Genomic DNA, 22,893 nt, shown 5'->3' with positions numbered 1-22,893 from the left:
TTTTTATCTGCGGTTCTTATGGCTCTGCAACCGATTGTAATGGCCCCATCGGGCCGCCACACTCGGATGAAACGTGGATGCCGCCCGCGGTTAAAAGCGCGGGATATCCGGATGCGGCAGCAAGCCGCCGCGAATATGCATCTTTCCGTACTCGGCGCAGCGCGCGCGGGTCGGGATGCCTTTATCGGGATTGAGGAGGCCTGGCGGGTCGAAGGCGCGCTTGACCGCATGGAACGCGTCGCGCTCCTCGGGCGAAAACTGCACGCACATCGAATTGATTTTCTCGATGCCTACGCCATGCTCGCCCGTCACCGTTCCGCCCAGTTCCACGCAGGTTTCGAGGATGTCCGAGCCGAACGCCTCCGCGCGGTGCCATTCGTCGAGATCGTTGCCATTGAACAGAATGAGCGGATGCATGTTGCCGTCGCCGGCGTGGAACACGTTGATGCAGCGCAGCCGGTATTTGCGCTCCATGCCTTCGATACGCGCAAGCAGTGGCCCGATCGCCCGGCGCGGCACCGTGCCGTCCATGCAGTAGTAATCGGGCGAGATGCGGCCCGCCGCCGGGAACGCGTTCTTGCGGCCCGACCAGAACTTGAGCCGTTCGGCCTCGGACCGCGAAATCTGGATGCGCGTCGCGCCGTTCTCGCGCAACACGGCCGTCATGCGGACGATTTCCTCGGCCACTTCCTCCATCGTGCCGTCCGATTCGCACAAGAGAATCGCCGCGGCGTCGAGGTCGTAGCCCGCCTTGACGAATTCCTCGACCGCGCGTGTCGCGGGTTTGTCCATCATTTCGAGCCCGGCCGGAATGATGCCCGCCGCGATGATTTCGGCCACCGCGTTGCCGCCTTTCACCACGTCGTCGAAGCTTGCCATGATGACCTGCGCGGTCTGCGGCTTCGGAATCAGCTTGACGGTGATTTCCGTGACGATGGCGAACATGCCTTCGCTGCCGATCAGCACTGCGAGCAGGTCGAGGCCCGGCGCGTCGGGCGCGAGCGAGCCGAATTCGACCACGTCGCCTTCCATCGTGATCGCCCGCACGCGCAATACGTTGTGGCAGGTGAGGCCGTATTTCAGGCAATGGACGCCGCCCGAATTCTCCGAGACATTGCCGCCGATCGTGCACGCGATCTGCGATGAAGGATCGGGCGCGTAGTACAGCCCGTAAGGCGCGGCGGCTTCCGAGATGGCGAGATTGCGCACGCCCGGCTGAACGGTCGCGGTGCGCGCGTATGGATCGACTTCGACGATCTTGCGGAACCGCGCGAGCGACAGCACGATGCCGTGGCGGATCGGCATTGCACCGCCCGACAGGCCCGTGCCCGCGCCGCGCGGGACGATCGGCACGTCGAGCCGCAGGCAGATCTGCACGACGCGTTGAACCTGCGCCTCGGTTTCCGGCAGCGCGACGGCGAGCGGCAGGCGCCGGTAGGCGGCGAGTCCGTCGCATTCATACGCGGCGGTGTCTTCGTCGCGATACAGCAGGCAATGGGTCGGTAATACCGCCATCAGCGCCTGCACGACTTCGCGCTGGCGCTGCGCCAGCACGTCCGGCGTGAGTTCGGCGGATGCGTTCATGTCTCCTCCCGGCAAATGTGCTTCGCGATTGCACGGTTCGGCCCTGTTTTCAGCCGTTCGCGCTATCTTGCGCGATTGTCGTGCGCGCGTCGATCCGGAGGTTTACCGCCGGATCGACCCGAATGATGAATGCGCCCGGGTTCCGGGCGCTGCTTGGGGCGTTGGCGCGGTTCGGCGTTTCGGCGTTTCGGCTATACGCTGCGGCAGCGGCAGCACGCCGGGCCGCGTCAAACCGGACCACTTCAGGCCGCGTAGCTGAAAATCTTGCCCGGGTTCATCAGGTTTTGCGGATCGAGCGCGTGTTTGATCGAACGCATCACGTCGATTGCGTCCTCGCCGTGCTCTTCAACCATAAAGCCCATCTTGTGCAGCCCGACGCCGTGTTCGCCCGTGCAGGTGCCGTTCATCGCAAGCGCGCGCTGGACGATCCGGCGATTGATCCGCTCCGCTTCCTCCATTTCCTCGGGCTTGTCCGGGTCGAGCAGCATCGCGACGTGGAAGTTGCCATCGCCGACATGGCCGACGATCGGGCACGGCAAGCTCGATTCCTTCAGATCGCGCTCCGTCTCGATCACGCATTCCGCGAGCCGCGAGATCGGCACGCAGACGTCGGTCGTGACCGCGCGGCAGCCCGGTTTCAGTTGCAGCATCGCGAAATAGGCCGAATGGCGCGCGTTCCAGAGCCGCGTGCGGTCTTCCGGACGCGTCGCCCATTCGAAATCCGCGCCGCCGTTGTCCGCGACGATTGCCTGAACCGTTTCCGCCTGTTCCTTGACGCCCGCCTCGGTGCCGTGGAATTCGAAGAACAGCATCGGCGACTCGCGCAGCGTGAGGTTCGAATGGCGGTTGATCGCGCGCACGGCCAGCGCGTCGAGGAATTCGACCCGTGCGATCGGCACGCCCATCTGGATGGTTTCGATCACGGCGCGCACGGCGTCGCCCATCGACGAAAACGCGCACACCGCCGCCGACACCGCTTCCGGCTGCGGATAAAGCCGCACGGTGATTTCCGTGATCACGCCGAGCGTGCCTTCCGAGCCGACGAAAAGCCGCGTCAGGTCGTAGCCCGCCGACGATTTGCGCGCGCGCGTGCCGGTCTTGATGACGCGGCCGTCCGCCAGCACGACGGTGAGCGCGAGGACGTTTTCGCGCATCGTGCCGTAGCGCACGGCGTTCGTGCCGGACGCGCGCGTGGCCGACATGCCGCCGATGCTCGCATCCGCGCCCGGATCGATCGGGAAGAAGAGGCCGGTGTCGCGCAGCGCCTCGTTCAACTGTTTGCGCGAAATGCCCGGCTCGACAGTCACGGTGAGGTCTTCGGCGTTGATCGAGACGACCTTGTTCATCTCCGACAAGTCGATCGACACGCCGCCCTGCACCGCGAGCAGATGCCCTTCCAGCGACGAACCGTTGCCGTAGGGAATGATCGGCACGCCGTGTTGCGCGCACAGTTTCACGATCGTCTGAACTTCTTCCGTGCTGCGCGCGAACACGACGGCGTCGGGCAGTTGCGGATCGAACGGCGATTCGTCGCGGCCGTGATGCTCGCGCACCGCCTGCGCGGTCGAGACGCGCTCGGCGAACGCGGCTTTGAGCGCGTCGAGGAGGCCGGACGGGAAGGGGCGGCGCACGGCGAGAGGGGGAACGGGATGATTCACGTGATGTCTCCAGACTTCGGGCTTTAGCGGTTCCCTTTTCCGTGCGTTATCGCGATTCACCGGAATTAGGACTCGGCTTATGGACGTCTATCGGGTTATTTTACGCCGGAAGGCCGTCGCGCCGGGCCGCCTATAATCGGCGGGATGCTGGCCGGATTAACAGGGAGAGATGATGGGCAACCGTTTGAGCAAGATTGCAACGCGCACCGGCGACGACGGCACGACCGGTCTCGGCGATGGCCGACGCGTGCAGAAAGACGACGCGCGTATCGCGGCTATCGGGGATGTCGATGAACTGAACTCGACGCTCGGCGTGCTGTTGTGCGAGCCGCTCCCCGACGATGTGCGCGCTGCGCTGGTCGAAATCCAGCACGATCTTTTCGACCTCGGCGGCGAGTTGTGCATTCCGGGCCACACGATGATCGAAGATGGGCATCTCGCTCAACTCGATATGTGGATCGCCGAGTACAACGCGACGTTGCCGCCGCTTGCCGAGTTTATTTTGCCAGGGGGCGCGCGCGCGGCGGCGCTCGCGCATGTTGGGCGCACGGTTTGCCGGCGTGCGGAGCGGGCGATTGTCGCGCTCGGACGCGTCGATGCCGTCAATGGGGCGGCGCGGCAGTATGTGAACCGTTTGTCGGACTTGTTGTTCGTGCTGGCGCGGGTGTTGAATCGCGCGGCGGGTGGGGCGGATGTGCTTTGGAATAATGAGCGGAGGAGGTGACCGGTTTGGTTTGCTGGCGCACTTGCTTTGGTTTGCGTGCGCTTTTTGTGAACTTGCGTTCGTGTCGGTTTATTAGCACGCCGCTATGCGCGGCAGCAGTCACTTTCTTTGCTGCTGCAAAGAAAGTAACCAAAGAAAGCAGCGTGACCTACTAAGTGTCCACCACGAACCGTAACCGGGAGTGGCGCGCAAGCTGATTCGGCCATCGCACCACACTACAGAGTGGAGCCGCTCATTCATCCCGACAGGCACGAAGTGCCTGTCGGAACGGCATAACCAAACCAAACCAAACCAAACCAAACCAAACCGACCGCCGCCTGCCGCCTGCCGCCTGCCGCCTGCCGATTTTTGATATGCCCGACGTCCTCGCGCAGCGAGGATGGAACTGACAGGCGCTGTGCCAAAAGGAATAACTGCGCGCTAACCGGGTCAGCTTGCGGGCCTATCCGCGAAATTATGTGTGGTGGACACTTAGGCGGACTAGCTGCTTTCTTTGGTTACTTTCTTTGCAGCAGCAAAGAAAGTGACTGCTGCCGCGCATAGCGGCGTGCTAATAAACCTACACGAAAGCAAGTTCCCAAGGAGCGCCAGCAAACAAAGCAAGTGCGCCAGCAAACAAACCAAGTGCGCCAGCAAACAAAACCAAGTGCGCTCCAAGGCAAACCGCTCAGTTGCCGCTCCCCCGAACCACGCGCCGCGCCTTAACGCTATCGGCGAGTCCTTCGAGCACTTTCACGCTCTCTTCCCACCCGATACAAGCATCCGTGACGCTCTGCCCATAAGTCAACGCGCAGCCTTCCTTCAAGTCCTGCCGCCCGGCAACCAGATTCGACTCCACCATCACGCCGACAATCCGCTCATCGCCGCCGGCAACCTGGCGGCCGATATCCGCGCACACCGGAATCTGGTTCTCGTGCTTCTTGGAACTGTTCGCGTGGCTCGCGTCGATCATCAACCGCGCGGCAAGCCCGGCCTTGCCGATATCGCTGCACGCCGCATCGACGCTCTCGGCGTTGTAGTTCGGCGCCTTGCCGCCGCGCAGGATGATGTGGCAATCCTCGTTGCCCGCCGTCGACACGATGGCCGAGTGGCCGCCTTTCGTCACCGAGAGGAAATGGTGCGGCTGCGACGCGGCCTTGATGGCATCGACGGCAATCTTCACGTTGCCGTCCGTGCCGTTCTTGAAACCGACCGGGCACGACAACCCCGACGCCAGCTCGCGATGCACCTGCGACTCCGTCGTGCGCGCGCCAATCGCGCCCCACGAGATCAAATCCGCGATGTACTGCGGGCTGATCATGTCCAGATATTCTGTCCCCGCCGGCAAACCGAGTTCGTTAATGCGCAACAGCAGTTCGCGCGCGGTGCGCAGGCCATCGTTGATCTTGAAACTGCCGTCCATGAACGGATCGTTGATCAAGCCCTTCCAGCCCACCGTCGTGCGCGGTTTCTCGAAATACACACGCATCACGATCTCCAGTTCGCCCGCGAACCGCTTGCGCTCTTCGACGAGCCGCCCGGCATATTCCATCGCCGCTTTGGTATCGTGGATCGAGCACGGCCCGACGATCACGATCAACCGGTCGTCCATGCCGTGCAAGATGCGGTGCATCGCGCGGCGCGAGTTGTAGATCAGCGTCGAAACCGGCTCGGCACAGGCGAATTCGCGGATCAGGTGAGCGGGCGGCGTGAGTTCTTTCAATTCGTGGATACGGACATCGTCGGTGTTATGGGGGGGCATTTCGGTTCTCCGGGAACTCGGTTAGGCGTTGTTCTGATCAAAACGTTGGGCATAAAAAAACCGCCAGATTCGCTGGCGGTTTTTCGAAGATTCCGGGTTTTTTACGACTACGACTCACCCTCTCGATCCGCCAGCGGCTTGAGATGCCAAAAGAAATAAAAATAAAACTTGGCGGACATGGCGGTTTTCGGTCGTTCGTCGAAAAAGAGTGAGTGCCTTTATAACCGCAATGATGCGCGATTGACAAGCAGGGAGTCTGCAAAATGCGGATTATCCGCATGGTTAAGCGCAAACTCGCTCGAAATGTGTGTTTTCGATGCGGGGAATCCGCACGGGAACGGGCGCTCCCGTGCGGAAAACAGGCGTTTAAACCGTCCCGCCGACCGTCATCTTCTCGATGCGCAGCGTAGGTTGCCCCACGCCCACCGGCACGCTCTGGCCTTCCTTGCCGCAGACGCCCACGCCCGTATCGAGCGACATGTCGTTGCCGATCATCGTCACGTACTTGAGCGATTCCGGCCCGCTGCCGATCAGCGTCGCGCCCTTGACCGGATACGTGATCTTGCCGTTCTCGATCATGTACGCCTCGGACGCCGAAAACACGAACTTGCCGTTGGTGATATCGACCTGACCGCCGCCGAAATTCACCGCGTACAGCCCGTTTTTCACCGATGCGAGGATTTCGCCCGGGTCTTTGTCGCCGTTCAGCATGTACGTGTTGGTCATGCGCGGCATCGGCAGCGCAGCGTAGGATTCGCGGCGCGCATTGCCGGTCACCGGCATTTTCATGAGCCGCGCGTTCAGCGAATCCTGAATGTAGCCGGTCAGAATGCCGTCCTCGATGAGCGTCGTGCACTGCGTGGGGTTGCCTTCGTCGTCGATATTGAGCGAGCCGCGGCGGTTCGGCAGCGTGCCGTCGTCCACCACGGTCACGCCCTTCGCCGCGACCTGTTCGCCCATCCGCCCCGCGAACGCCGACGATCCCTTGCGGTTGAAATCGCCCTCCAGACCGTGGCCGATCGCCTCGTGCAGCAGCACGCCCGGCCAGCCCGGCCCGAGCACGACGGTCATCGCGCCGGCCGGAGCAGGGCGCGCGTCCAGGTTGACGAGCGCGGCGTGGACCGCGTGATCGACGTAGGACTCAAGGATCGCGTCGGTGAAATAGCCGTAGTCGAAGCGGCCGCCGCCGCCGCCGCTGCCGATCTCGCGGCGGCCGTCTTTTTCGGCGATCACCGTGACGGATACGCGCACGAGCGGGCGGATGTCGGCGGCGAGCGCGCCGTCGCTGCGGGCGACCAGCACGACGTCGTATTCGCCCGCGAGGCCTGCCATGACCTGCACGACGCGCGGATCGCGGCTGCGCGCCATTTGTTCGACGCGTTCGAGCAGCTTGACCTTGGCGGCGGCGTCGAGGGAATGCAGCGGATCGGACGGCAGATAGAGATCGCGGCCGGCCACGCCCGTCAGCGCACTGGCCGAGCGGATTTTGTGTTTGCCGCCGCCCGCCTTTGCGATCGAGCGCGTGGCGATGGCGGCCTGGCGGATGGCGTCCGGCGAGAGGTCGTCGGAGTAGGCGAACGCCGTGCGGTCGCCCGCGACGGCGCGCACGCCGACGCCCTGGTCGATGCTGAAACTGCCCGATTTGACGATGCCTTCTTCGAGGCTCCACGCCTCGCTGCGGGTCGCCTGAAAATAGAGGTCCGCGTAGTCGATCTTGTGCGTGAAGATCTCGGCGAGCGTGCGCGTGATGAGCGCCTCGTCGAGTCCGTAGGGCGTGAGCAGAACGTCCTTCGCGGTTGCGAGATTTCGGATGCCGGGTTCGATGATGTTCATGCGGTGCCTGTCGGTGCCTGTTACGAGTTCGGTGAGGTATCTGACTATTCTAACGTCGCCGCCCGGGTGCGGCTTGAGGGGCGGCGCGGTCCGAAAGTGCGTTTTAGGACCTATGCATTCAGCCTAGCACGCGATGACGATACGCCGGCAGGCTCTGCCGCACGGCCGCGATGCGCGCCGGGTCGAGATTGCCTGCGACCACGCCCGCGCTTTCGTCCCGCACGGCGACGATTTCGCCCCACGGGTCGATCAGCATGCTGTGGCCCCAGGTCCGCCGGCCGTTTTCGTGCTTGCCGCCCTGCGCCGCCGCGAGCACGTAGCACTGGTTTTCGACGGCGCGCGCCTTGAGCAGCGTTTCCCAGTGCGCCTCGCCGGTCGTGTAAGTGAACGCCGATGGCACGACCATCAGCGCGCAGTCGCCCATTTTCCGGTAAAGCTCGGGGAACCGGAGGTCGTAGCAAACCGACAATCCGACGCGCCCGAACGGCGCGTCGAACGTGACGACGCCGCTGCCGGGCCGGATCGTGCGGGCTTCGTCGAAGGATTCCGCGCCTTTTTCGAAATTGAACAGATGAATCTTGTCGTAGCGCGCCGCCTGCACGCCGTCCGGATTGAAGACGAGCGTGGTGTTGAGCACGCGCGACGGTTCCTCGGAAGCGAGCGGCAGCGTTCCGCCGATCACCCAGACACGATGCTCGCGCGCGGTATCGGCGAGAAATTGCTGGATTGGACCGTCGCCCGGCGTTTCGCGGATGGCCAGTTTGTCCGTGTCCTTCGCGCCCATGAAGCAGAAATACTCGGGCAAGAGGACGAGTTGCGCGCCGTCGCGGGCCGCTTCCGCGATCAGCCGCCCGGCGTCCGCGAGATTGCGGTCGCGATCCGGCGTGCTGACCATCTGCAACGCGGCGACCCTGAAAAGCGCGTTGCGCTCGCTCGATGTCTCGTTCATGTCTGCTGCCGTAGCCGGTGAATGTTGCGCGCTGGAAAATGCCCGGAGATGCTGCCCAAACCAGGCCCGGCGGGCGTCCTGGCACTTTAATCGACGGTGGCCGCAGCGGGTTTTTCGATCTTACCCTGATCGTGATCGACTCGCTGGACCACTGGTTTCGTCCACGTTCCCTTGATGGAATAGTCGCGCGCGAATGCCTTGCCGATCGATTTCGAGAGCAGCAAGTCGGCGGCAAGCGTGCCCAGTCCGAGCAGCGGATTGATGACGGCCGCGCCGATCGCGACCGCGCCCGCGCTGATGGTCGGCACGACGCGCGCGTGCAGATCCTGCGTCTTGTCGGGCAAATCCACCGCGCCGGTCATCTCGACGCGCGCCGGGGATGTGACCATCGTGAAGTCGTTCGTCCGCGCGATGCCGTTGTCGATTTTGGCCGATCCGGTGATCCGGTCGAACGGCAAACCATGACCGACGACATCCTCGAAATGCAGCGTCAGAAAATGCGCGAGGCTCTGCAGGCTCAGGATTCCGAGCAGTTTGGCCGCGCCGGGATCGACTTTCAGGATGCGTCCGTGACGCAGATCGACGGCCAGGTCGCCATTGAGCGTCGGCAGGTCGGGACTCGTCGGACCGCCGTCCCAGACGGCTTTCCCCGACATCGAGCCCGCGCCCGCTTCCATCGTGCGCGGCAGGCCGAGCCGGTCGAGCAGCAGCCCGGCGTCCTTCACGTCCAGCTTGAAATTTGCCGCCGTGCGGCGCGGCGCGGCTTCGTCGCCGGATTCCGGACCCGCCGCCGAGCGCCAGTTCGCGCTGGCCGTCAGTTGCGCGTCCGGGTTGACGAGTTCCAGCCGGTCGAGATACCAGACCGGCGCGCCGCTTTCCACGTCGTTGCGCGCTTCCACCTGAAGCCGGCCGAGCGATCGTTCCCGCACGACCAGTTCATTGACGATCAAATCGATCGACGGCATGTTGCGGCTCGGCCGCTGGATCACGCGTCCGACCAGATCGTTTTCCGCTTTCTCCGGGATCACGACGCGCGCAAAACGGGCGGACAGCGCGCCGGGGCTGTCGCGCGTTGCGCCCGGCGTCCACGCCACGTAGCCGGAAACCTGATTCGACGCGATGTTGGCCTGCCACTTCCGGTCGTGCTCGCTCGCGCCGATCACGACGTTTTCCCAATGGCGGTTGAGCAGTTTGAGCGTGGTGAAATGCAACGCGACGCGCGTCGGCAGAAACTGCTTCACGTTTTGCGCGAGCGGCGGCTTGGGCGCGGCGCTCGGCGGCGGCGGCGGGTTGATCTCGGCGGCGAGCTTTTGCCAGGCGTCGGCGTCGAGTTCGTCGATATCGACGGTGGCCGCCACGCCTTCCGTGGGCAAATCGGCCGGCTTGTTCACGCCGATCGCCCCGCGCACGACGGTGATCGACTTTCCGCTGCCCGCCAACAAGTAATGCGCGTTGAGCGCGCCGAGCTTGAGTTGCGCGTCGTGGATGTCTGCGGAGTCAGCGGTGTCGGCGCTCGACGGCTCGAACGTGAACGAGAAGGGCATCGGCGTGCCTTGCGACTTCGTGAACGGCGCGGGGAAATCGAGCGCGAGGCCGGTCAAGTCCGAACTCGCCTCGATGCTCGGCAGCGCTTTCTTGATGCCGCGCACCCGCAGTCGATACGGCGCCGTGCCGTTCAAATGCCGCAGAACCTGCTGAGTCTGCGGGTTGATCCGCACGTTCAGGGCCTGCGCTGCGTCCGCGCCGATCCGTCCATCGACGCTGAAAGCATAGCGGCCATCGGGCGCGACGCCGCCGTTCGCGCGAATGTCGCCGCCGAGAAACCGGCCGGTCAGTCCGTCGAGCGAAACGGTTTTTTCCGCGAATTCCGCCCGTCCGCGCAGGCGCGTTAGCGGCGGGAAATCCGCGTAGGCGAGATCGTTGCCGCCGAACGTGAGCGAGCCCTTGTAGCCGACTTTCAGCCGCTTCGGCTTCGTGACCGGCGCGCCGGGAATGGGCGGCGGCGCGCGCGGAATGGCGAGTTCGAGCGCCAGCGCGGCGTCGCCGGTTGCGCGGATCTTCGTGCCGACGTGCTGCGACAGCGGCCCGAGCGAACTGTTTTCGACGTAATCGAGCATGTCGGTGAGCGGACCGTGCGCGTGGCCGTCGATCATCAGTTTCGACTCGCGATTGCCCAGATCGTCGATCCGTCCCGTCACTTTCGAAACCGCGACGCCACGGTAATGGCCGCGATCGACGTCGAAACTCAGTTTGTTTTGCGCCAGCTCGAAACGCCCGTCGATGCCGTCGAACGCGGGCCACACGTTCGGCGTGCCGTTCAGCATTTTTCTCGGCGGATACGGCGACGGTTCGAAACGCCCGCCCGAAAACGGCGCGACGATCTGAAACTTGCCGGCGTCCGGAAAGCGGTTATAGGGGAAACGCGTCAGGTCGCCGTGTACTTCGATCGTGCCATGGCGCGAAATGCCGGCCTGCAGCGCGTGACCGAGATACAGCCGGATCTTTTCGCTCAGGCTCGTCGGCAGATAAAGCGGCAGGCTCGTCACCTTCAGGTAATCGACATTGGCCTTCAAATCGAGCGAGCCGCGCCCGTGGCCCGGATTCGAGTAATCCGCCGTGACGCTCGCCGCCGCGTGCTCATTCTTGACCCGCAGCGAGTCGATATGCGCGGTGATCGCGGGGCGCGGCTCGCCCGGCGCGTCGGCGAGGGTCCAACTTGCGCGCCCGGTCATTTCGTCGAAAGTCAGACGCGGATTGTCGAATACGCCCGGCAGCGTGATCGCGACATTTTGCGTCTTGATGACGATACTGCCGTGCGACTGATCCGCATCGATGCTGCCCCACAGGTTCTCGACGCCCGGAATGCCGGCGCGCGGATGATAGGTCGGCGTGAGGCCCGGTCCCGGTTCCTGCGCCTGCACGCTGATGCCTTCCAGGCTGCCCTTGAGCGCGTAGTGAACGAACGGTCCGCTGCCTTGCATGCGCTGCTCGCGCGCGGCCTGTTCGGTGGGCGGCGCGGCGCGCTCGACGAAGATCGAGTAATCGGAAACCAGCCCGCGCGGGTTATAGCGCACGAGTTCGTTGAGCACGCGCTGCGGCAGCGGCAGCGCGCGGGCGAATTCCGCGACCAGCCCGAGATCGACGCGGTCGCCGGCGAGACTGAACAACTGCCCGCGATTGACGGCGGCCGGCCGGAACCGCGCGGTCAGAGTGTTGAAGGCGAGCAGGCGCGTCAGCGGCGTGCCGTCGGCAAGCGCCGCCTGACCCAGTTCCGCGTGGACGTCGGCGAGACGCAGCGTGTAGTCGTTGTCGTGCTGGTCGAGCGTCCAGTTGAAATCGGCGACCGGCATGTCCAGGCGCGGCTGCGTCGGCCGAACGCGCAACGCGACTTCGGTGCTCGTCAGGTCGCCGCTCGCCGATTGCAGATTACCGCCCGCGAAATTCGCCCAGATGCGGTTATTAAAGCGGCCGCTGTAGGTCTGAAACGGCATCTTCAGATACCGCGAAAGCGTCGGAAGATCGACCGGGCCGGTGGACAGATAGGCGCGTCCGCTCCAGTTCTGCGGACGGCCGACCGGCTGGAACGGCTGATGGCGGAAGTCGGCGCGGAAATCGAGCGGACCGTGCAGTACTTCGCCGTCGGCGGGCGCGGAGAGGGCCATCTGGTGCCGCACGCCACCGCTCACGATATCGAGCCGGATGCGCTTCAGCACGAGTTCCGGCGCCTGACGTTCGGCGTCGCGCCAGCGCAGCGTCGCGTCGCGCAAGGTGATGGACTGCTGGTTCAGCAGCCACGTCATGAATGCGTTGTTGCCGGTGCGCTGGCTCGGAATGGGCACGCCCGCGACGCTCAGGTTGCCGTCGGCCGAGCGCGCGATGATCACGTCGGGTCCATCGACGCTCAGGTCCGACAACACCGGCGCGAGCCGGACGAGCGAGCGCCATGAGACCGTCGCGCTCGCGTGCGGAACGGCGAGGCCGGGCGCGCCGTCGGCGGTATCGATACGAAGATTGTCGATATCGACCGAAGGCTGAAGGCCGGACCAGCGTCCGGTAAGCCTTCCGATATGCAGTTGCGCGTGCAGCTTGTCCGAGACCATCTGCTCGATCCGCGGCCGGAACGAGTCGATTTGCGGCAGAACGGCGTAGCGCAGCGCCAGATAGATGCCCGCGACGCCGAAATACAGCACGGCGGCCAGCGCGAAAACGACTTTGAATACACGCGACAACGCACGCTCCGCGCGGGGGCGGGGCTGAGCTTGTCCAACTTCGGGCGGGTCGACGGATTCCTTTCGGTCGGACATGCGGCTACGTTTCGGCGATATGGTAGTTTTGTGTGTTTGACGCTGAAATGTAACACAGCGCAGCGCCGCTCACGCGCCTCGACGGATACAGGATGTAACCGTGAAAGCCACGCCCACACTGCGTTTGCGGCTGTCGTTCCGGTCTCGTCACAACGCGCCAAGACCGCATTCAGACCTGCCTCTTTCCCAAAGCAACTAGCGAGCCCGACCTCTTCATGACCGACGTTTCTCCGCACAGTTCCGAGCGCAGCGCCCACTTCTCGAATTACGCCGCGCGCATGTATGCGGCGCGGCCGGACCTCGCCGCGAAAGTGGCCGACTGGGCGGGCGTGCCGGTCACGCGGGCCTGGGTGGAAGCGCGGTTCGCCGCGCTTTATCAGGCGGGTCCGGCGGGCGAGGCGACGCTTCGCACCGCGCTGCGGCGCTTGCGGGCCGAGGTGTTCTGCACGGTGATGGAGCGCGATCTTGCCGGCCACGCGGACGTCGCGGAAGTGACGAGCGCGATGACCGATCTCGCCGAAGTGGCGATTCGGAACGCGCTCGCCGTTTTGTCGGCGGAACTCGAAACGCTGTTCGGCGAGCCGCGCGGTCCTGAGGGCGAACGGCTGACGCTGGGCGTCGTGGGAATGGGCAAGCTCGGCGGGCGCGAGCTCAACGTGTCGTCGGATATCGATCTGATCTTCGTCTACGAGGACGACGGCGAAACGGCCGGAGGCCAGCGCGCGGCGCTCACCACGCAGGAATATTTCACGCGGCTCGGGCGGCGGCTGATCGGCGCGCTGGCGGAAGTGACCGAGGACGGTTACGTGTTTCGCGTCGATATGCGGCTGCGGCCGAACGGCGATTCCGGCCCGCTCGTGTGCAGTCTCGGCATGCTGGAGGAATATTTCTACGTGCAGGGCCGCGAGTGGGAGCGGTATGCGTGGATCAAGGGACGGCTTGTGTCGGAGGGCGAAAGCGAGGCCGCGCGCCGCCTCCAAACGCAACTGGACGCGCTTGCAACGCCGTTTATCTATCGCCGCTATCTCGATTTCGGTGTGATCTCGGCAATCCGCTCGCTGCATCTGCAGATTCGGCAGGAAGCGCAGCGCCGCGCGTCCATGCGTCCCGACAAGGCCGACGACATCAAGCTCGGACGCGGCGGCATCCGCGAAATCGAGTTCAGCGCGCAGGTTTTTCAGTTGATCCGAGGCGGCCAATCGGCCGAATTCCGCATTCGTCCGACCTTGGCCGTGCTCGAACGCGCCGCCGCGAACGGGTTGATCGCGCCGTCCGTCTGCGACGATTTAAGCGTCGCCTACCGGTTCCTGCGCGAACTCGAACACCGGCTGCAATACCGCAACGACGCGCAAACGCACGCGATGCCCGTCGCGGAAGACGAGCGCGCGTTGCTCGCCGCGTCGCTCGGTTTCGCCGATTACGCTGCGCTGATGACCGTGCTGAACGGTCATCGCACGCGCGTCGAGGAACAGTTCGACCAGATTTTCGCGGACAAGGTGAACGGCGACGGCGGCTGCGGCGTGGCGGACGATTCGGCGGCGTCGTGGATATGGAGCAGCGCGCTCGCCGACGACGGCGCGGAGGAAGAACTCACCGAACGTCTCGCCGGTTTGGGCTTCACCGCGCCCGCCGAAACGCTCGCGCGGCTGCACAGCGTGTGGAACTCGTCGCGTTACGCGGGCTTGCCCGAGCGCAGCCGCGAGCGTTTCGACACGATCGCGCAGCGCGCGCTCGAAGCCGCGCCATCCATCGATCCGCCCGCGCGGCGTGGCGACACCATCGCGCGTCTCTTTGACCTGCTCGAAGCCGTGAGCCGGCGCGGCGCGTATCTCGCGCTGCTCACCGAATATCCAGCGGCGCTCGACCGCGTGCTTTCGGTGCTCGGCGGATCGCGCTGGGCGGCGGGTTATCTGATCCGCCATCCGCAATTGCTCGACGAACTGCTCGACGATGAAGCCATCGCGAGCCCGTTCGACTGGCCGGCGTTCAAGCTCGGCTTGCGCGCGCAACTTGCCGCCGCCGACGGCGCCGAGCAGCAGATGGATTTGCTGCGGCACGCACATCAGGCCGAAGTCTTCCGCATTTTGCTGATCGACCTCGCGGGCAAGCTGACGGTCGAACATGTCAGCGACCGGCTCTCCGAACTGGCCGACGCCGTGCTCGACGTCACTATCGAAACGGTGTGGAAGCAGTTTCCGAAGCGGCATCGCGAGACGCCGCTTTTCAGCGTGATCGCTTACGGCAAGCTCGGCGGCAAGGAACTGGGCTACGCGTCCGATCTCGATCTGATCTTCCTCTACGACGACCCGGACGACGCCGCCGACGTCTACGCGATGTTCGCGCGCCGTCTCGTCACCTGGCTCACCACCGCGACCGGCGCGGGCACGCTTTTCGACGTCGATTTGCGGCTGCGTCCGAACGGCGAATCCGGCATGCTGGTGACGAGCCTCGAATCGTTTCGCCGCTATCAGATTCGCGAGGGCGATGCGGCGAATACCGCGTGGGTCTGGGAACATCAGGCTTTATCGCGAGCGCGCTGGTGCGCGGGCGATGTCGCCATCGGCGAGCGTTTCGAGCAGATCCGCGCCGAAGTCCTCACGATGCCGCGCGATCACGCGCCGCTTGCCCGGGAGATTGTCGCGATGCGCGAGCGCGTGTCGGCGGGGCATCCGAACCGGACGCCGTTGTTCGACCTGAAGCACGATCGCGGCGGCATGGTCGATATCGAGTTCATCGTGCAATTCTGGGTGCTGCTGCACGCGCGCGAGCATCGTGAATTCGTGCGCAACGCGGGCAATATCTCGCTGCTGCGGATCGCGTCCGAATGCAACCTGATTACCGCCGACGAAGCCGAGATCGTGGGTGCGGCTTATCGGCTGTATCGGAAGTTGCAGCACAAGCTGCGGCTCGACGGGATGGAGAAGGCGCGCGTCGAACCGGCGCACGTCGAAGTGGAGCGGGCCGTCGTCACGCAGTTGTGGGAACGGGTTTTCGGCGACGTGCCGGCGTGAAAAAGCCCGGAATCGTGAGATTCCGGGCTTTTTTTACGGCCTTGTTCCCGTTCAAGCGGCCAGCATTTCCTTCGCGTGCTTGCGCGTGGTCGCGGTAATTTCGATCCCGCCCAGCATGCGCGCCACTTCTTCCACGCGCTTTGCCCGGTCGAGCGGCGTCACGGTGCTGACCGTGCCGCCCGCCGAGTCGCCCGCTTTCGCGACCTGAAAATGATGATCGCCGCGCGCCGCCACTTGTGGCAAGTGCGTGACGCAAAGCACCTGACGATCGCGTCCAAGCTGATGCAGCAAACGTCCGACCACTTCCGCGACGCCGCCGCCGATGCCCGTGTCCACTTCGTCGAAAATGAGCGTGGGCGTCGGACTGGCCGTGCTCGCGATCACCGCGAGCGCGAGGCTGATGCGCGCGAGTTCGCCGCCCGACGCGACCTTCGCGAGCGGCCGGAGCGTGACGCCGGCATGGCCGGCCACGCGAAATTCGACTTGCTCAAGTCCATGCGCGCCGCCTTCGTTAAGCGGCACGAGGGCGACCTCGAAGCTGCCGCCCGTCATCGATAACTCCTGCATCCCGCCCGTGACTGCCGCGCCGAGCGACTTGGCGGCTTTGCCGCGCGCCTTCGACAGCGCCTTCGCCACGGTGAGATACGTGTCCTTCGCCTTCTCCACGGCGGCACGCAAGCCTTCGAGATCGGCGGCGGCGTCGAGTTGTGCAAGCTGTTGGCGGCGCGCTTCGTGTTCCTCGGGCAGCGTTTCCGGCGGCAAGCGGAACTTGCGCGCGGTGGAATGCAACTGATCCATCCGGCGCTCGACCTGCGCGAGCCGCTCCGGATCGAGTTCGAGCCGCTGCGCGTAGTGCGAGAGCGAATAGGCCGCTTCCTGCAACTGGATCTCGGCGGGTTCGAGCGACGCGAGCACATCCGACAGCGCCGGGTCGATATCCGTGAGACCGCGCAATTTCGAGACGATCGCAGCAAGTTGCGTAATCATGGCGTCGTCGGATTCGGAGAGCGCGGACAGCGCGCCCTGCACACCTTCGATCAAACTCGCCGAGTGCGAAAGCCGATGATGCTCGGCGCTCACGTCTTCCCATTCGCCCGGCTGCGGCGAGAGCTTGTCGAATTCGCTCAGTTGCCACGCGAGCCGCTCGCGTTCCAGTTGCAACTCGCGGTCGCGGCTTTGCGCCGTTTCGACCGCCTGCGTCGCGTCGCGCCAGGCGCGATAGGCGCGCGTCACGTTCGCGGCGGTGTCGGTCAGACCCGCGTGCGTGTCGAAAAGCTCGCGCTGCGCGTCCGGGCGCATTAACAACTGGTGCGCATGCTGGCCGTGAATATCGACGAGCATTTCGCCCACTTCGCGCAATTGCGCCAGCGTCGCGGGCGTGCCGTTGATGAACGCCCGCGAGCGGCCGTTCGCGTCGATCACCCGTCGCAACATCACGGTATCCGCTTCGGAACCGGCAGACGCGAGCGCATGTTCGTCGAGCCAGCGCGCGACCGCTGCGTGCGTCGCGAACTCGGCGGTAATGTCGGCGCGCGTTTCGCCCGTGCGGATCACGCTTGCATCGGCGCGCGCGCCGAGCGTGAGCGCCAGCGCGTCGATCAGGATCGACTTGCCCGCGCCGGTTTCTCCGGAAAATACAGTGAAGCCGCGATCGAATTCGAGGTCGAGCGCGGCGACGATCACGAAGTCGCGAATCGAGAGGTGACGGAGCATGGAGGCGGTGGCTTCAGGTCTTGGGATCGTCTTCGTGCGACGGATGTTCGTTCCAGTGCAGCTTTTTGCGCAGCGTGGCGAAATAGCTGTAGCCGACCGGATGCAGCACCGGCACCGTATGCCGCGAGCGCCGCACTTCGATGGTGTCGTTCAGCTCGACGGCGGTGAACGACTGCATGTCGAAATTCACGTTCACGTCGCGGCCGGAAATGATCTGGATGCCCACTTTCGAGTCGTCGGGCAGCACGATCGGACGATTGGAAAGCGAATGCGGCGCGATCGGCACGAGCACGAAACCTTCCAGTTGCGGATGGAGGATCGGCCCGGCGGAGGAGAGCGCGTACGCCGTGGAACCCGTGGGCGTTGCGACGATCAACCCGTCCGAGCGCTGGTTGTACATGAAGCGGCCATCCACCGACACGCGCAGTTCCGCCATGCCCGACACGCCGCTGCGGTTCACCACGACGTCGTTGAACGCGAGCGCGTGGTAGATCGGCACGCCGTTACGCACGATCCGCGCTTCGAGCAGCGTGCGCTCTTCGCGCTCGTAACTGCCGGCGAGCATCTGCGGCACGATTTCCTGCCATTCGGCGAGCGAGATGTCGGTGATAAAACCGAGCCGCCCGTGATTGATGCCGATCAGCGGCGTCTTGTACGGCGCGAGTTGCCGGCCGATGCCGAGCATAGTGCCGTCGCCGCCAAGCACGACCGCGACGTCCGCGCGCGCGCCGATTTCCGCCGGCGACAGCGCCGGGTATTCGCTCACGCCGGTCTCTCCGGCGGTGCCCGCTTCGAACACGACCTCGAAGCCGCGTTTGGCGATGCACGAGGCGAGCGACGTCAGCGGCTCCCTGATGCCGGGCGTATTGTTGCGCCCCACGAGCGCGACGGTCTTGAACTGGGTGCCAATTTCCATGCCGGCATTACACCATAGGTGAGAGTCGAAAAGAACCGTGGGCGAACCCGGCGTTCCGGCGTTCCGGCGTTCGGGCGTTCCACGTCCCCACGTCCCGACCCGCGCGCGAGAGCGACGGGCTTTATCGACAATAGCCGTTAGAATGGAGCACGTCCTGAAATGAGGCCGCGCCCAGATGTCCGACCGGCGCGTTGCCGCTCGCCGTTCCCTAACACGTTGAGCTAAAATTTCCCCATGCTAGATCCACGTGCACAAACCCTCCTCAAAACGCTGATCGAGCGCTATATCGCCGAAGGTCAGCCGGTCGGTTCGCGCACGTTGTCACGCTACTCCGGCCTCGAACTCAGCCCCGCCACCATCCGCAACGTGATGTCGGATCTGGAGGAGCTCGGGCTGGTCGTGAGTCCGCATACCTCGGCCGGGCGCATTCCGACGCCGCGCGGCTACCGGCTTTTCGTCGATACCATGCTGACCGTCGCCACGCCCGACGACGAAGCCATGACCACGGCCGTCAAGACGCGTCTGCAAGGCGGCGAGCCGCAGAAGATCGTCGCGGCGGCGGCGAGCGTGCTGTCCAACCTGTCGTCTTTCGCGGGCGTGATTCTCACGCCACGGCGCAGTCACATGTTCAAGCAGATCGAGTTCATGCGCCTGTCGGACAAGCGCATCCTGCTCATCATCGTGACGCCGGAAGGCGACGTGCAGAACCGCATCATGGCGACCCAGCGCGACTATTCGCCGTCGCAACTCACCGAGGCGTCGAACTATATCAACGCGCACTTCGCCGGTTTGTCGTTCGACGAAGTGCGCCGCCGACTGCGCGAGGAAATCGATCAGTTGCGCGGCGACATGACCACGCTGATGCATGCAGCGGTGGCCGCCAGCACGGACGAAACCGATCCCGGCGACACACTGCTCATTTCCGGCGAGCGCAACTTGCTGGAAGTGGCGGATCTGTCGTCCGATATGGCGCGATTGCGCAAGCTTTTCGACGTTTTCGATCAAAAGACGAGCCTCCTTCAATTACTCGACGTATCGAGCCACGCCCAAGGCGTGCAGATATTTATCGGCGGCGAGTCGAATCTCGTACCGATCGAAGAAATGAGCGTGGTGACCGCGCCGTATGAAGTGAACGGCAAGATCGTCGGCACGCTCGGCGTGATCGGGCCGACGCGCATGGCGTACAACCGCGTGATCCCGATCGTGGATATCACCGCGCGGCTGCTGTCCATGTCGCTCAGCCAGCAATAGCGCATCCATCAGTGCGTCCGGAAACTCTGCGCCTTCCGAGCGTCACGCGCCACTAGGCCGAATGGCCGATGCCGCGCGGCGAACCCGCGCCGCTATAATGTTTTTCACTCCACGACGCCATTCGCCCGGCCGCTCCCTCCATGCGTTTCGACCTTGAGTTGCCCTCGCAGCCTTCCGCATCGCATCGCGTAGGCGTGTTGCTGATCAACCTCGGCACGCCCGACGCGCCGACGCCGCGCGCCGTGCGCAAATATCTGGCGCAGTTTCTATCGGATCCGCGGGTCGTCGAGATTCCGGCTTTCCTCTGGCAGATCATCCTGCGCCTCGCGATCCTGCCGTTCAGAAGCCGCGCGTCGGCCCGGAAATACGCGCAGGTCTGGATGCCGGAAGGCTCGCCGCTGCGCGTGTACACCGAGCGTCAGGTGGACGCGCTCCGGCGCCTCTTCGCGGCGAACGATTACAGCGTGATCGTCGATTACGCGATGCGTTACGGCACGCCAGGCATTCCGGCCATGCTGAATCAACTGAAGCTCGAAGGCGCCGAGCGCGTGCTCATCGTGCCGATGTATCCGCAATATTCGTCGTCCACTACCGCAACCGCCTTCGACGATGCCTTCACCGCGCTCAAGCACGTGCGCAACCAACCCGAAATCCGCACGATCCGCCATTACGCCGATCACCCGGCCTATATCGGCGCGCTGGCCGAGCAGGTGCGCGAGTACTGGCGGCAGCACGGCGCGCCGGATTTCGCCGCCGGCGACAAGCTCGTGCTGAGTTTTCACGGCGTCCCGAAGCGCACGATGAATCTCGGCGATCCATACCACGATCAATGCCAGCAAACCGGATCGCTGCTCGCTGCCGCGCTCGGCCTGACGCCGGTGGAATGTCGCGTGACGTTCCAGTCGCGCTTCGGACGCGCCGAATGGCTGCAGCCGTACACCGCGCCGACGCTCGCCGAACTCGGCGCGGCGGGCGTGAGCCGGGTGGACGTGTTCTGCCCGGGCTTCACGGCGGATTGTCTGGAAACGATCGAGGAAATCGGGATCGAAGTGCGCGACGAGTTTCTGCGCGCGGGCGGCAAGCATTTTCACCGTATCGCATGCCTGAACGCTTCGCCCGCGTGGATCAAGGCGCTGGGCGAGATCGTCGCGCAGAACCTGCAGGGCTGGCCGGTTCATGTGCGCGAAACGCTGAGCGCGGCGGCCTGAGTAATCGAATCGTCACCGATGAACTACAAAATATCGACTGAACCCGGCGCGCGTCTGCGTATCGACAAATGGCTCTGGGCGGCGCGCTTCTTCAAGACGCGGTCGCTCGCGAGCGATGCGGTCGAAAAAGGGCGCGTGAGAATCGGCGGGGCCAACGTGAAGCCGTCGAAGGACGTGCGGGTCGGCGATCTCGTGGAAATCGATGTCGACCGGCTGATCTGGCAGGTGGAAGTGCTCGGAATCTGCGAAGTGCGCGGCCCGGCGCCAGTGGCGCAGTCGCTTTATGCGGAAACGTCCGAAGGGCGCGAGAAGCGGGTCGCCGAGAGCGAGCGTCGCAAGAACTTCCGCGAGCCCGCAGCAAATCTGCAAGGCCGCCCGACCAAGCGCGACCGCCGCATTATCGACAAGCTTTCGGGTCCGGATTGAAAAACTGCTCGACGGTCGCGTGGATGCCGCCGTACTCGGAGGTGCGCGCCGTGACCGCGCCGGACATGCAGATCGTGGTGGTTCCCGCGACGAGTACCAGCGCGACCACCGCAATAACCAAGGTCAGTTTCATTGGTACCCCCAGGACGAGAGGCGAACGGAAAACAGCGGGATTTGGCAGTTCGGAAAGCCATGCAGGGACTAGGGGTTAACCTGCGCTCACGAAAGCCTGATCGAAGTGTAGGTGACCAATGGGGGCGGCTCAATGTGAATCTGATCCCGTCTGCAAAATGGTTGTAACGGCGCGTTTCGGTTGCCTCGAAACCATCCGAAAAATGATTCGCAAGCCCTTGAAAACGCTCGGCCACAACCCAACGTGAGCCGCTAGAGCCCAAAGCGCCACGCAGCCCGACTCCCGGTTGTCGCGTATTTGCAACGAGGAGGATCCTTGAATCCATTGGCTTCGTTGTGGCGGTTTGCTTCCGACTTCACTCACAGCAAGACAATCAGCGACATGGAAAACACGCAAGAGAATTCAGCGAGCCAGCAACCCACGCCCGCCGACGACGCAGCGCGCCAAGCCGCCGAGGCCCAGGCGCAACAGGCCGCAACCCAGACGGCGCAAGGCGCGGACGCAACGCCCGCCGTCGATGCGAACGAAACCGAGGCGCAACTCGCCGAGGCGCAGCTCAAAATCGCCGCGCTCCAGGAGGAGTTTCTCCGCGCTAAGGCCGAAACCGAAAACGTGCGCCGCCGCGCACAGGAAGACGTGACGAAGGCGCATAAATTCGCCATCGAAAACTTCGCCGAGAACCTGCTGCCGGTGCTCGACAGCCTGGAAGCGGCGCTGGCCGACGGTTCGTCGGATCTCGCGAAGGTCCGCGAAGGCGTCGAACTGACGCTGCGCCAGTTGACTGGCGCGCTCGAAAAAGGTCGCGTCGTCGCGTTGAATCCGGTCGGCGAGAAATTCGATCCGCACCGCCATCAGGCCATTTCGATGATTCCGGCCGAGCAGGAACCGAACACGGTCGTGAACGTGCTGCAAAAAGGCTACGTGATCGCCGACCGCGTGCTGCGTCCGGCGCTCGTGACCGTCGCGGCACCCAAGTAAGCATCCGGCCGGACACGCGTGATGGCGCACGTTCCGGTCGATGCCACCGCGTTTTCCGTCTTCGACATGCAGGAACTCGGCGCGGACGACTTCGACGCCGGGCTTGCATCGGCCGGCGACGCGCTCGCGGTGGTGTTTTTCTGGGGCGTCGACTGCTTCAACTGCGAAATTGCGAAGAAGGCGATGCTCGCCCAGCCCGACGCCATCCGCGCGCTCGGGCTGAAATGGTTCCATAGCAACGTCTACGAGCATCGCGAACTCGGCCGCCGCTTCGTGCTGCACGGCGTGCCGACGTGGTTCTTCTTCTACCGCGGCAAGCGGCTCGGCCGGGCGACCGGCTGGCATGGCCTCGGGCAGTTCGAAGCGGCGGTCGCGGCGGCGCGCGAGAAAATCCGCGCGCTCGGCGGCGCGGTCTGACGCGGTTTACCGCGTGGGCTGAAAAAAAGAAAAGACTGCATCGTATT

Annotated in this window: 16 protein-coding genes; 7 read left to right on the top strand and 9 right to left on the bottom strand. The window is 64.4% G+C overall.

The features are described from left to right. Positions 1-90: 90 nt before the first annotated feature. Both AC3D25_RS13250 and AC3D25_RS13245 read right to left on the bottom strand, forming a co-directional pair. Positions 91-1,584 carry an FAD-linked oxidase C-terminal domain-containing protein gene (locus AC3D25_RS13250; protein ID WP_488888830.1) on the bottom strand — a complete coding sequence of 498 codons (1,494 nt, stop codon included), beginning with the start codon at positions 1,582-1,584 and terminating at the stop codon, positions 91-93. 242 nt (positions 1,585-1,826) lie between these two features. Further along, a complete protein-coding gene (locus AC3D25_RS13245) occupies positions 1,827-3,242 on the bottom strand; it encodes an FAD-binding oxidoreductase (protein ID WP_488888829.1) in 1,416 nt (471 codons plus the stop codon). 172 nt (positions 3,243-3,414) lie between these two features. Between AC3D25_RS13245 and AC3D25_RS13240 the strand changes: the two genes are divergently transcribed. Continuing rightward, positions 3,415-3,966, top strand: a complete 552-nt coding sequence (locus tag AC3D25_RS13240) for a cob(I)yrinic acid a,c-diamide adenosyltransferase (protein ID WP_488889690.1) — start codon at positions 3,415-3,417, stop codon at positions 3,964-3,966. 667 nt (positions 3,967-4,633) lie between these two features. Here the strand turns inward: AC3D25_RS13240 and aroG are convergent. The 4 genes from aroG to AC3D25_RS13220 all read right to left on the bottom strand — a co-directional run bounded on the left by aroG (position 4,634) and on the right by AC3D25_RS13220 (position 12,793). Beyond that, complete coding sequence (gene aroG / locus AC3D25_RS13235; protein ID WP_488888828.1) at positions 4,634-5,707, bottom strand: 3-deoxy-7-phosphoheptulonate synthase AroG; 1,074 nt, start codon at positions 5,705-5,707, stop codon at positions 4,634-4,636. 366 nt (positions 5,708-6,073) lie between these two features. Then, positions 6,074-7,540: a metalloprotease TldD gene (gene tldD, locus AC3D25_RS13230; protein WP_488888827.1), complete on the bottom strand. Its 1,467-nt coding sequence runs from the start codon at positions 7,538-7,540 to the stop codon at positions 6,074-6,076. 118 nt (positions 7,541-7,658) lie between these two features. After that, positions 7,659-8,489 carry a carbon-nitrogen hydrolase family protein gene (locus AC3D25_RS13225; RefSeq protein WP_488888826.1) on the bottom strand — a complete coding sequence of 277 codons (831 nt, stop codon included), beginning with the start codon at positions 8,487-8,489 and terminating at the stop codon, positions 7,659-7,661. A gap of 86 nt (positions 8,490-8,575) precedes the next feature. After that, a complete protein-coding gene (locus AC3D25_RS13220; RefSeq protein WP_488888825.1) occupies positions 8,576-12,793 on the bottom strand; it encodes a YhdP family phospholipid transporter in 4,218 nt (1,405 codons plus the stop codon). Positions 12,794-13,008: 215 nt separating this feature from the next. On the opposite strand from AC3D25_RS13220, the gene glnE reads away from it, so the two are divergent. After that, on the top strand, positions 13,009-15,804 hold the full coding sequence (glnE, locus tag AC3D25_RS13215; protein ID WP_488888824.1) for a bifunctional [glutamate--ammonia ligase]-adenylyl-L-tyrosine phosphorylase/[glutamate--ammonia-ligase] adenylyltransferase: 2,796 nt from the start codon (positions 13,009-13,011) through the stop codon (positions 15,802-15,804). A 51-nt stretch (positions 15,805-15,855) separates the two neighbouring features. Here the strand turns inward: glnE and recN are convergent, their stop codons facing one another. Together recN and AC3D25_RS13205 are read right to left on the bottom strand one after the other, a co-directional pair. Continuing rightward, positions 15,856-17,517 carry a DNA repair protein RecN gene (gene recN, locus AC3D25_RS13210; protein ID WP_488888823.1) on the bottom strand — a complete coding sequence of 554 codons (1,662 nt, stop codon included), beginning with the start codon at positions 17,515-17,517 and terminating at the stop codon, positions 15,856-15,858. 13 nt (positions 17,518-17,530) lie between these two features. Further along, a complete protein-coding gene (locus AC3D25_RS13205; protein WP_488888822.1) occupies positions 17,531-18,433 on the bottom strand; it encodes an NAD kinase in 903 nt (300 codons plus the stop codon). Between the two features lie 234 nt (positions 18,434-18,667). On the opposite strand from AC3D25_RS13205, the gene hrcA reads away from it, so the two are divergent. The 3 genes from hrcA (at position 18,668) to AC3D25_RS13190 (ending at position 21,318) form a co-directional block, all read left to right on the top strand. Beyond that, positions 18,668-19,684, top strand: coding sequence for a heat-inducible transcriptional repressor HrcA (gene hrcA, locus AC3D25_RS13200; protein ID WP_488888821.1), 1,017 nt, complete (start codon positions 18,668-18,670; stop codon positions 19,682-19,684). Between the two features lie 140 nt (positions 19,685-19,824). Continuing rightward, positions 19,825-20,892 (top strand): ferrochelatase, encoded by a 1,068-nt coding sequence (gene hemH, locus AC3D25_RS13195; protein WP_488888820.1) that lies wholly within the window; start codon positions 19,825-19,827, stop codon positions 20,890-20,892. A gap of 18 nt (positions 20,893-20,910) precedes the next feature. Further along, positions 20,911-21,318 carry an RNA-binding S4 domain-containing protein gene (locus AC3D25_RS13190; protein WP_488888819.1) on the top strand — a complete coding sequence of 136 codons (408 nt, stop codon included), beginning with the start codon at positions 20,911-20,913 and terminating at the stop codon, positions 21,316-21,318. Here AC3D25_RS13190 and AC3D25_RS13185 read toward each other — a convergent pair. Continuing rightward, positions 21,290-21,451, bottom strand: coding sequence for a hypothetical protein (locus AC3D25_RS13185; protein ID WP_488888818.1), 162 nt, complete (start codon positions 21,449-21,451; stop codon positions 21,290-21,292). The two genes, AC3D25_RS13190 and AC3D25_RS13185, sit on opposite strands and share 29 nt — an antisense overlap. 381 nt (positions 21,452-21,832) lie before the next feature. Here AC3D25_RS13185 and grpE point away from each other — a divergent pair, with 381 nt between their 5' ends. Together grpE and AC3D25_RS13175 are read left to right on the top strand one after the other, a co-directional pair. Further along, positions 21,833-22,429, top strand: a complete 597-nt coding sequence (gene grpE / locus AC3D25_RS13180; protein ID WP_488888817.1) for a nucleotide exchange factor GrpE — start codon at positions 21,833-21,835, stop codon at positions 22,427-22,429. Positions 22,430-22,450: 21 nt separating this feature from the next. Beyond that, positions 22,451-22,846 (top strand): thioredoxin family protein, encoded by a 396-nt coding sequence (locus AC3D25_RS13175; RefSeq protein ID WP_488888816.1) that lies wholly within the window; start codon positions 22,451-22,453, stop codon positions 22,844-22,846. Positions 22,847-22,893 lie beyond the last annotated feature (47 nt).

The sequence above is a fragment of the Caballeronia sp. SL1002 genome (assembly GCF_057814995.1).
This window is presented reverse-complemented; position numbering and strand designations above follow the sequence as displayed.